At 72.9% G+C, this 10,749-nt stretch carries 6 protein-coding genes; 4 read left to right on the top strand and 2 right to left on the bottom strand.

Annotated elements, in window-relative coordinates; genetic code table 11:
- Positions 1–225: 225 nt before the first annotated feature.
- Genes EBO15_RS03455 through EBO15_RS03440 form a run of 4 tightly spaced genes read left to right on the top strand, consistent with a single transcriptional unit; the run spans position 226 to position 8,415 of the window.
- On the top strand, positions 226–1,812 hold the full coding sequence (locus EBO15_RS03455; RefSeq protein WP_233615904.1) for a TIGR02677 family protein: 1,587 nt from the start codon (positions 226–228) through the stop codon (positions 1,810–1,812).
- A complete protein-coding gene (locus EBO15_RS03450) occupies positions 1,809–3,026 on the top strand; it encodes a TIGR02678 family protein (protein WP_122192819.1) in 1,218 nt (405 codons plus the stop codon). The genes EBO15_RS03455 and EBO15_RS03450 overlap by 4 nt, the downstream gene beginning before the upstream one ends.
- Positions 3,023–7,177, top strand: a complete 4,155-nt coding sequence (locus tag EBO15_RS03445; protein WP_122192818.1) for a TIGR02680 family protein — start codon at positions 3,023–3,025, stop codon at positions 7,175–7,177. Before EBO15_RS03450 ends, EBO15_RS03445 begins: the two co-directional genes overlap by 4 nt.
- A gap of 11 nt (positions 7,178–7,188) precedes the next feature.
- The gene (locus tag EBO15_RS03440) at positions 7,189–8,415 is read left to right on the top strand and encodes a TIGR02679 family protein (protein ID WP_199744316.1); all 1,227 of its coding nucleotides are present in this window, start codon (positions 7,189–7,191) and stop codon (positions 8,413–8,415) included.
- A gap of 76 nt (positions 8,416–8,491) precedes the next feature.
- Here the strand turns inward: EBO15_RS03440 and EBO15_RS03435 are convergent, their stop codons facing one another.
- On the bottom strand, positions 8,492–9,019 hold the full coding sequence (locus EBO15_RS03435) for a hypothetical protein (RefSeq protein WP_122192816.1): 528 nt from the start codon (positions 9,017–9,019) through the stop codon (positions 8,492–8,494).
- Positions 9,016–10,629 (bottom strand): CehA/McbA family metallohydrolase domain-containing protein, encoded by a 1,614-nt coding sequence (locus EBO15_RS03430; protein ID WP_122192815.1) that lies wholly within the window; start codon positions 10,627–10,629, stop codon positions 9,016–9,018. The genes EBO15_RS03435 and EBO15_RS03430 overlap by 4 nt, the downstream gene beginning before the upstream one ends.
- Positions 10,630–10,749 lie beyond the last annotated feature (120 nt).

Below are 10,749 nucleotides of genomic sequence, written 5' to 3'. Positions count from 1 at the left end.
CCCCGTGGAATTTTGCGTAGATCTTGACCAGTCGGTCCCGTCAGCGCACCGTAGTTCGGGCGAACGATTACCACCCGGACCGTGGCCTGGATAGCCTGAATTGCTCCGGGACACGGGAGCGGTGCGGAGCCGAGTGCTGACTCGTCCCGAAAACCCGCAAGACACAGCGGTCAACGGGGGGCAATATCGGTCACCGCGCCTTGGCATGGGGGGTACATGGGGAGCATGACCGCGCGTCCGTTCGCGCATCTCGACACATCGCTCGTCGAGACCTATCGCCGCGTGATGCGGGTCTTCGTGGCCAACAAACAGCGCTTCGTCGTGCATCTGCGTCCTGAGGACGTGGCCGAGGCGCTGCGGCAGGACGGCGGGCCGCCGCTCGGCGAGGACGCCGTGGACGCGGCGTTGAAGTCGCTCACCGGGTGGGTGAACCTTCGTTCGTCTCCGGACACGGGCCGGGTCACCACCGTGGAGGACTTCAACCGGCCGCGCCACCTCTACCAGTTGAGCCGGGAGGGCGAGGCCGCCGAGCGGGCCCTCGAGGTGTACGAGCAGGAGATCGGTCGGCGCGGTGAACTCCAGGCGGTCGCGCTCGAAGACATTCGAGTGAGGCTGCGGGCTCTGCGCGATCTGCCGGAGCACCCCGACCCCGCGGTGGTGCACAACCTCCTGCTGGAGCTGATGGGGCGGCTCGACAGCCTGGCCGCCAACGCCGGCGCGTTCATGAGCGGGCTCCAGCGCACGATCGAGTTGCAGGACGTGGACGAGGAGGCGTTCCTCGCCTACAAGGACCGCCTGATCGTCTATCTGGAGCGGTTCGTCTCCGAACTGGTCGTCAAGCAGCACGACATCGGCTCGACGCTGCAGGCCTTGCCGACCGGGCGGGTCGCGGTGCTGCTGGCCCTCGCCGCCGAGCGTGAGGCCTCCGACGCCGCGCCGGAGGGCACCGCGTCCGGGAACGCGCCGGGAACGGGCGACGTCGAGGCCGGTGAGCCGGTGATGACCGTTTCGGTGGGCGAGAAGCTGGCCTTGTGGGAGAGCCGCTGGTCAGGGTTGTGGTCGTGGTTCGTCGGCGGACGCAGCCATCCCAGTCAGTCCGACCTGCTGCGCACCCGGGCGCGCAAGGCGATTCCCGATCTGCTGGCGACCATCAGCGTGCTCCAGGAGCGTCGCGCGGGACGCAGCGACCGGTCCGCCGACTTCAGGACGCTCGCCCGCTGGTTCGCCGAAGCCCCCACCGAACAGGACGCGCACCGGCTGTGGCGTGCGGCCTTCGGCCTGTCCACCGCTCGCCATCTGACGGCCGAGAGCGACAGCGAGCCCGCCGATGTGCCCGCCGCGACGAGCTGGGCGGACGCGCCGGAGGTGAAGGTCTCGGCGCGGCTGCGGGCCACCGGTCAGTACGCCAAGCGCGGTCCGAAGAAGCGGGTGCGCGACCGCTCGGCGGAGCGGCGGCTGCTCGCCGAGGAGATCGCGGACGAGCGCGAGCAGATCGAGTCCGCACGCCGGGCCCTGGCCACGGGGCGGCCCGTTCTGCTCAGCGAGCTGGGCAAGCTCGACCGCCGGGAGTTCCGGCTGTTCCTGCGCCTGCTCGGCGACGCGCTCGCCGCCGGGCCATCCGATCCGTCCGATCCGTCCGGGACGGTCCGCACCCGGACGTCCGACGGCTCACTGGAGGTCACCTTGCGGCCGTGCGACGGCCTGGCGGAGATCGTCACCGAGGACGGCGTGCTGCGCGGTCCCGAACACGAGATCACGATCGTCGACCTGAGCGTCCCCCGTCCGGCGGACCCGGCGGAGGCGGCCCGGTGAGCGGCGACCTCACGGACGTGCTGGACGAGCGGCGCGACGACGAACGCCGCCGCGCGGTGCGCGCGCTGCTGCGGAGTCCGCTGCTCACTCCCCGCGACCGGGACTACGCGCTGGTCCGCAGGCACGCGGGGTACCTCGGCCAGTGGTTCCCCCGCGAGACCGGCTGGAGCCTGTACACCGACCCGGGTGTGGCGCGGCTGCGCAAGGTGCCGGGCGACCTGTCCGACGGCAGCCGGGCGGCGTCGGTGCGCGGCGGCGGAGCCCGGGCGCGGCTGCCGTTCAGCCGCCGCCGCTACGTGCTGACCTGCCTGGCGCTGGCGGCGCTGGAGCGCGCCGAGTCGCAGATCACGCTGGGGCGGCTGGTCGACCGGGTGCTGATGTTCGCGGCCGACGAGCAGATCACCGCGGCCGGGATCGTCTTCACCATGGAGAACCGCGACGAGCGCGGCGACCTGGTCGCGGTCGCGCAGCTGCTGCTGTCGCTGGGCGTGCTGGCGAAGATCGCCGGTGACGAGCAGGCGTTCGTCAACAGCACCGGCGACGCCCTCTACGACGTGGACCGGCGCGTGCTGGCCGTCCTGCTCGCCACCCGGATCGGTCCGTCCCTGGTGGAGACCGGCGACCACGACATGCGCCTCTCGGCGGTGACACGCGACCTGGTCCCCGACACCGAGGACGGCCGCAACCGGCAGGTCCGCCACAGCATCGCCCGGCGGCTCCTGGACGATCCCGTCCTGTACTACACCGACCTCACCCCTGAGCAGCGCGCCTACCTGGACATGCAGCGCGGCCCGCTGCTCAAGCGGCTCACCGAGGCGACCGGGTTCCTGGCCGAAGTGCGCGCCGAGGGCATCGCGCTGGTCGATCCGACTCACGAGGCCACCGACTTCGGGATGCCCGACGAGGGGACCGAGGGCCACGCCACGCTCCTGCTGGCCGAGTACCTGTCCGAGCGGCTGCGTGACGCGGCCGGCGCCACCACCGTCGCCGACGCCGAGCGCCGCATGACCGAACTCATCACCGAGCACTCCGGGCACTGGCGCAAGAACACCCGCGATCCCGGCGCCGAGCGGCCCCTGACCGCGCACGCGCTGTGGCGCCTGGAGGCCCTCGGGCTGGTCCGGCTGGAGGGCCAGGTCGTGACGCCGCTGCCCGCGCTGGCCCGCTTCGGCTACGCCGACCCCACGATCATCGGAAAGCGAGACGACCAATGACGGCCATCGCCGACGCCGTTCCCGGTCCGGCCGGGCCGGCGGATCTGCCGATCGCACGCACCTCACGCTGGCAGCCGCTGCGCAGCGGCCTGGTCGACCTGTTCTACTACGACGCCCAGGAGTTCTGGTTCCGCGACGGCCGCATCACCTTCATCGGCAACAACGGCACGGGAAAGTCCAAGGTCCTGGCGCTGACCCTGCCCTTGCTGCTGGACGGCGTCCTCACCCCGAGCCGCGTCGAACCGGACGGCGACGCCAAGAAGCGCATGGACTGGAACCTGCTGCTCGGCGGGCGCTACGACGAGCGGCTCGGCTACACCTGGCTGGAGTTCGGCCGGGTCACCGAGGACGGTGAACACGCCTACCTGACGGTCGGCATCGGCCTGAAGGCCGTCGCCGGACGCGGCATCACCGACCACTGGTTCTTCCTCACCTCCCAGCGGATGGGCCAGGACCTGTTCCTCATCGGCCCGAGCGGGACGACGCTCACCCGCGACCGCCTCACCGAGGCGATCGGCCCGCACGGCCAGGTGGTGCAGACCGCCGAACGCTATCGGCGCATGCTGGACGAGCACCTGTTCCGGCTGGGTGAGGAACGCTACGACGCCCTGGTCAACCTGCTGATCCAGCTCCGCCAGCCCCAACTGTCCAAGCGTCCGGACGAGAAGCGGCTGTCGAAGGCCCTGTCGGACGCGCTCACTCCGGTCGACCAGGCGGTGCTCAGCGACATCGCCACCGCGTTCCACGACCTGGAGCAGCAGCGTGAAGAGCTGAAAGGCCTGCGGGACACGCGCCGTCACGTCTCCCGGTTCCTGCAGCGCTACCGCCGCTACGCGCAGGTCGCGGCGCGTCGGCAGGGACGTGAGCTCCGCACGGCGCACAGCGCCTACGAGAACCTCCAGCGCTCCCTGTCCGGGCTACGTGAGGAGATCGCGGAGGCCCGGGCCAAGGAACGGCAGGCGGGCGAGCGCATCGAGGCGTCCCGAACCGAACGGGCCGAACAGAACGCGGTCCGTGAGGAACTGGGCTCCGACCCTCGGCTGAAGAACCTCGCCGACGCCCAGCGGTACGCCGAGCAGGCCGAACGGGAGGCCGCCCGCGCCCGCGACACGGCCGAGCGCGCCGGACGGACCCGCAACGAACGGCAGACCCGCCGCGACGGCGCCGCGCGGTCCGCCGAGTCCAGCGCCGCGGCCCTGGACGAGGCGCGCGGGCTCGCCGCGAACGCCGCGGACCGGGCCGGAATCGCCGGACAGCACGCGGAGATCGTCCTCGAACCGCTGAACGACGAGGTCCTCCGCAGGTCCGAGCAGCGAGCCACCGCGATCGCCGATTCCCGCGACGAGGCGATCCGGCATGTCACCGCCCTGGCGGGGAAGGTGACCGGTGCGGAGGCCGAGCTCGGCCAGGCGCGGCGGATCCTGGCCGAACGCGAAGCCGACCGCGATGCCGCGGCCGACGCACTCGGCGAAGCCCAGGACACGCTCATCGGCCGGATCGGCGAGCACGTCGCGGGGTGGCGCGACTACGGACGATCGCTCGCCGAGCTGACCGTCCCCGATCCCGACGATGTGGGCCTGGCGGACTGGGCCGAGAGTCTGGACGGCCCGCATCCGCTGGTCACGGCGTTGCGGCAGGCCGCGGACGGCGCACGAGAAGTGCTGGCCACCGCCCGTGCCGAGGCGAACGCCCGCGCCACCGGCGCCCGGACCGAGCTGGAGGAGCTGACCGCCGAGCGTGAGCGGCTCGTCTCAGGAGCCGTTGAGCGCCCGCCCGTCCCATATACCCGGGGAACGGGCACACGCACCGGTTCAGGTGCCGCACTGTGGCAGGTCGTGGACTTCGCGCCCGGCCTGGGACCGGACGAGCGCGCCGGTCTGGAGGCGGCGCTCGAGGCGTCGGGCCTGCTGGACGCCTGGCTCACCCCTGACGGCCGGCTGTGGAACGCGGACACCCACGACATGGTCGCCCTCCCGGGGGCTCCCGCGGCGCGACCGCTGACCGGAGCGCTCACCGTCGCCATCGACCCTGACGACGCGCAGGCCGCCGCCCTGTCGCCGGAGACCGTGAGGGCCGTCCTGGCCGGGATCGGCCTGGGCGAGCAGGACGCGCCCGCATGGGTGGAGCCGTCCGGCCGCTGGCGGGTCGGCCCGCTACGCGGCGCGTGGGCCAAGGACGCCGCGGCGCACGTCGGAGCAGGTGCCAGGGAAGAGGCGCGCAGACGCCGGCTCGCCGAACTCGCGGAACTGATCACCGCCGCCGAGCAGTCCGTCGCGGACGCGCTCGGTGCCGTGCGGCGGATCGACCTCCGCCGTCAGGCGCTCGAGGCCGAGCTGCGACGGGAGCCGTCCGACCAGCCGCTGCGAGACGCCCACAGCGCCGTGACGGGAGCGGCGGGTGTGCTCGCCCGCGCCGCCGAACGCCGTGGCCGAGCGGCCGAGGCCGTCGAGTGGGCCGAGCATGACCTCTCCGCCGCTCTCGCCCGGCGCGACCAGGCGGCCGCCGACCTGGCGCTGCCCGGCGACCCGGCGGGCCTCGCCGAGGTCTCCGGCGCGCTGGCCGACTACCGCCGGGACATGACGGGCCTGCTCTCCACGGCTCGCCGGCACTCCGACCGCCTCGCCGAACTCCGCACCTGGACCGAGGAGCTCGCCTCCGCCGCCGAGGCCGCCGCGGAGGCCGAGGAGACGGCAAGGGGCGCCGGGGAGCGCGCCGCCGAGGAGCGCGGCCGGCTCGAGGCGCTGCGCGCGTCGATCGGGGCATCGGTCGAGGAGCTGCGCGACCGGCTGGAACAGGCCCGGCGGCGCATCGCCGAACTCGACAGGGACATCAGGGAGCTCGAAGGCGAGCACCGCCGCGAGGGTGAGCGCCGGGCCCGGGCGCAGGGCCGGGAGGAGCAGCAGGCCGAACAGCTCGGCCAAGCGATCGGCCAGCGGAACCGCGCGGTCGACGAGCTCCGGCGTTTCGCCGATACCGGACTGTTCGTGGTGGCCTGCGACGACCTGCCGATTCCCGATCCGGCCGAGGCATGGGCCGCTGATCCCGCCGTTCGCCTCGCCCGCCGCATGGAGGAGCGCCTGCGGGACGTCGAGGACGGTGACGAGGCGTGGCGGCGCGTCCAGGACGAGATCACCCGCTCCTACACCGACCTGAACGAGGCGCTCAGCAGGAACGGCCACCACGCCCACGCGGGGCTGACCGACTGGTTCGTGGTCACCGTGACCTTCCAGGGCCGTGAGCGCACACCGACCGAGCTGACCGAGCTGCTCGGCGGCGAGGTCGACTACCGCGAGCGGATGCTCACCGCCAAGGAACGCGACCTGCTGGAGGAGCATCTGGTCAACGACGTCGCCAGTCACCTCCAGGAGCTGATCGGCGAGGCGGAGGAACAGGTCGGGTTCATGAACAGCGAGCTGGAGGAGCGTCCGACCTCCACCGGTATGCGGCTGAGGTTGCGCTGGGAGGCGCTGTCCGAGTCCGACGGAGCGCCGATCGGGCTGGCCGAGGCCCGAACCCGACTGCTGCGGCAGGGCTCCGACCTGTGGTCCGCGGCCGACCGCGCCGCCGTCGGCGACTTCCTGCAGCGCGAGATCGAGCGGGTGCGGGCCGCCGACGAGCACGGCACCTGGCAGGACCACCTGCGCGAGGCTCTGGACTACCGGGCCTGGCACCGCTTCGTCATCGAGCGGCACCAGGACGGCCGCTGGCGCAGCGCGCTGGGACCGGCCTCGGGCGGTGAGCGCGTCCTCACCGTGTCGCTGCCGTTGTTCGCCGCCGCTGCCGCGCACTACCGGTCCGCGCATCCGCATGCGCCGCGCATGGTCGCGCTCGACGAGGCCTTCGCGGGGGTGGACGACGACGCGCGCCGCAAGTGCCTCGGGCTGCTGACCACCTTCGACCTGGACGTGGTGATGACCTCCGAACGCGAGTGGGGCTTCTACGACACCGTCCCCGGCCTGGCGGCCCACCAGCTCCGCCGGCGGGACGGCATCGACGCCGTCCACGTCACCACCTGGGAATGGGACGGGAGCACGCCCGTCCGGGCCGACCGCGAGACCCGCTCACGTCCGCCCGCCGCCCGCCCGAGCCCCGAGGAGACGAACGCAAGGCCGGATGCGGCCACGGACTCCGACGAGGATTCGCTGTTCTGAGCGGAGAGCATGTGGACGTCGATCTGCCCAGGCTTCGCCGGACGCTCGGCGCCACTTCACTCGACCGGCTGGTGCGCAGACTCGCACGGCGGGTGGAACTCGGCCGGCCGCTGACGGGACCACTGGTCCTGGACGCCCCGTCCGGCGACGAGATCAAGGCCCTGCGGTCCCTGCTGGGCTCGGGGAGGCTCCGCACGGCAGGCACGGTGACGGTCGACCTGGACCGTCTCTCGGCCGTCCTCGCCGACGCGGGCATCGCCTCCGGCCTGCCGGCCGCCGTCGAGGCGCTGACCGGGCCGATCACACCCCGCGAGCAGGTCCGCGCCGCCGACCGGTCCGCCCGGGAGGCGGTGGCCGCGACGTTGGCGACGAGCAGGCACGCGGAAACCGGCTGGTACCGGGAGTGGGCGGAGACGCTGGGCCGTGAGGGCGTCCTCACCCGGATGCTCCGTCGCGGCGGCACTCGCACCGCCGCCATGGCCGTCGCCGTCCTGGACGCGCTCCCCGCTCCCGGGCTGCCGCTTCCGGTAGTGGCCGAACGCGCCACCGGCGACACCAAGGCGTTGTCCGGAACGCCGCTGGCCACCTTGATCCTGCGCGCCCTCGCGGTTCGTGCGGGAGTCCCGGCCGCGCGCGGGGCCGAGGCCGAGCGCCGGGTCTGGGAGTCGGCAGGAGTCCTCACCGACGACCTGTCCAGCCAGGTTCTGGTCCTGGGGCTACCCGCGGAACCCGGCGGGCCGCTGGCCGGCTGGCTGACCGAGGCCGCCCGCCTCCGCACCCCGTTCCGCGTGACCCTGCACCAGCTGGTCACCATGCCGCTCGTGCCCAGGGCGGCCGAGGTCTACGTGTGCGAGAACCCTTCGGTCCTGCGTGCCGCCGTCGCGGCTCCCGCAGGCGCACCGCTGGTCTGCACCGAAGGAATCCCGTCGGCCGCCTGCCACCGTCTGCTTGAAGCCGTGCGGGACGCCGGGGCGTCCGTCCGCTGGCGCGGCGACTTCGACTGGACGGGCCTGCGCACGACGGCGATGGCGATCGACCGCTACGGCGCCGTCCCCTGGCGGATGACCTCCGCCGACTATGCGGCCGCCCTCGCGGAGGGTGAGTCCGAACCTCTGCGTGGTGCGTCAGCGGCGAGCCCCTGGGATCCCTCCCTGGAACGACGCCTGCATGCCACCGGCCGTGCGGTCATGGAGGAACGCCTCGTCCCCCTCCTCCTTGACGACCTCGCCCAGGGGTGACCGAATCGGTCGGCCTGGTGGTGGCGGCCTTGGCCCGGGGATTCTCGGGCCAAGGCCTCTCTGCGGTTGGAGGTGGTCAGTGGCCGCAGATGTGTTGGTGCTCTAGTTCGAAGGGGATCGCTCCGGTGGTCGAGGGAGTGATCTCCAGGATGAGGTCGCCTGCTCGGTAGGTGGGGCGGACGAAGTCGTGGGTGGACAGGAGGGTTTCGGGAGGTAGGGGGCCGCCCAGGGACTCGATGCGGTCCACCGCGCCGGTGGCCAGGGCCTCATCGAGGGTCAGGGTGCCTTTCAGGAGGTGCTGGCCCTCGAAACGGACGGCCCGGCCCTCGCGTCGGTGCAGGGCCAGGGCGAGGGTCGCGCCGGGGGTGTGGTCGTCCGGGCCGGTGACCTGGGCGTCCTGGGCCACGGCCGCGCCCTGGGCGAGGAACGCCTCGGTCGCCGCGGTGGCGGCGGACGGGTCCAGTTCCACGGACGCGGCGTGGTGGGCCTGGACGTGCTGGACGGGATGGGTGCACAGCAGGATCGGGTCCGGGACGACGTCCAGGATCATGCGTTCCAGGGCCGCGCGGTCCCGGTGGCCCGCGTCGACGCCGAGGACGGTCACCGGACGTCCACGAAGACCGGGTTGGCGTAGCACCAGAGGTCGTCCCAGGGGGCGGCCGCGCCCTGGACGTCCATCATCGGCTCGAGGCCGTTCGAGCGCTTGCCGTCGGTGCCGCGCAGGCGCAGGTAGAACGGCTCGCGGACGTTGCGGAAGCGGTGCTCGACGCGCAGGACCGTCTCGTGGCGGCGCGGGGTGAAGGACTCGACGACCGAGACCTGCGGGTTGGTGAAGCCGTCGCGGTCGGCGGCGCGGCCGGTCACGGCGCCGCGGATGAGGTCGAGGCGGGCCAGCCGGGGGATGTCCCCCACGGCGTTGGGCCTGGTGGCGAGGCGTGCGGTGATGCGGACGGTGACGTTCGCGCCGCGGCGGACGGTGACGCGCCCGCCGAGGGTGGCGGGGTGTCCGCCGCCCTCGCCGTGGACCTGGACGTCGAGGTCGTCCAGCAGGCCGCCCATGGCCACCCAGACGCGGCCCTGGCGGATGGCGTCCATGACGCCGCGGAAGTCGTGGGTGGCGGCGCCGACGACGGTGCGGCTGAACTGGCCCGGCCAGAAGTCGGCGTACCGCTGCGGGACGCCCGTGTCGACGGGGTCGGGGTAGCGGCCGTGGGCGTCGTACCAGCCGTCCGGGACGGTGGGCGAGGTGAGCGTGCTGCCGTTGGCCGAGTGGATGTCGGAGTTGCTGGTGATCCACCAGCCGCGGCCCTCGGCGAGCATCGCGTCCCAGAGGCCGCCGAGGCGGGCGGTCATCCAGTCGAAGCCGCCGAACGTCCGGTAGGACTCGGACGGCCAGCCGTTCCAGGAGTCGGTGCCGGGGGCGTTGCCGTAGCCGCCGCGGTGGCCGCCGTCGTTCTGCGCGCCGGGCGAGCCCTCCATGCCGACGGCGATGTGCGGGGCGGTGTCGCGGTAGTTGCGGAACTCGTGCGGCGAGTAGCGGCCGTTCCGGCTGGGGTGGTTGGCGATCATCAGGGCCGAGTCGATGACGCCGCGGTCGATCTGGCCGGACATCCAGCGCAGCCCGGCGAGGGCGGTCGCCTCGTTCTCGGGGGACGTGTGGTTGGTGCCGTTGATGTTGCCGTCGAAGAGCTTCTCGAAGGCGCGCAGCGCGGCGAGCTCGTCCCGGGCGGCGTCGAAGAAGACCGTGGCGTGCTCGCCGGACGGAACGTTCCACTCCAGGCCCTGCCAGAGCAGCATCCGCGGGTTGGCCCGCCGGGCCTTCAGGACGTCGGCGTAGGTCTGCTCGACCGCGAACTTCTCGTGCGCGACGTGCCCGTGGTCGGTGATGACCATCCAGTCGAGGCCGTTCCCGCGTCCCGCGGTGACCTGCTGCGCGACGGTGTGCATCGCGTCGTAGCTGGACTGCGTGTGGACGTGGTGGTCGCCGGCGAGCCAGCGCAGGCGGCGGGGGTCCGGGGTGTGCGGCCGGTGGCCCTGGCCCGCGGACGCGGGGGTGGCCAGCATGCCGACGCCGGTCGCCGCGGCCCCCACCAGCCCGAGCCGCTGGAGGAAGCGGCGGCGCGCCAGGTCCCCGGGACGGAGCTCGGTGTCGGGCACCGCCTCGTCCGCGTACGGCGCGTCGTGGTGGTGCTGGTGATGGTGGTGGTGTCCCACGTACCCCTCCTCATTGACAAAGCCATGCGAGGCAGACCGTAAACGCATGAAACGACGGCAATGGGTACGAGAGATGACTATTCATCGAAGAGCACCCGGTGTGTGAGGAGGGTTCACCTT

It is taken from the genome of Actinomadura harenae (assembly GCF_003696215.1).
GTDB lineage: Bacteria > Actinomycetota > Actinomycetes > Streptosporangiales > Streptosporangiaceae > Spirillospora > Spirillospora harenae.
This window is presented reverse-complemented; position numbering and strand designations above follow the sequence as displayed.

What these genes read in the sequence shown, in the direction of transcription:
- EBO15_RS03455 (WP_233615904.1), top strand. Translation starts at nt 226, where the DNA reads ATGACCGCGCGTCCGTTCGCGCATCTCGACACATCGCTCGTCGAGACC.
- EBO15_RS03445 (WP_122192818.1), top strand. Translation starts at nt 3,023, where the DNA reads ATGACGGCCATCGCCGACGCCGTTCCCGGTCCGGCCGGGCCGGCGGAT.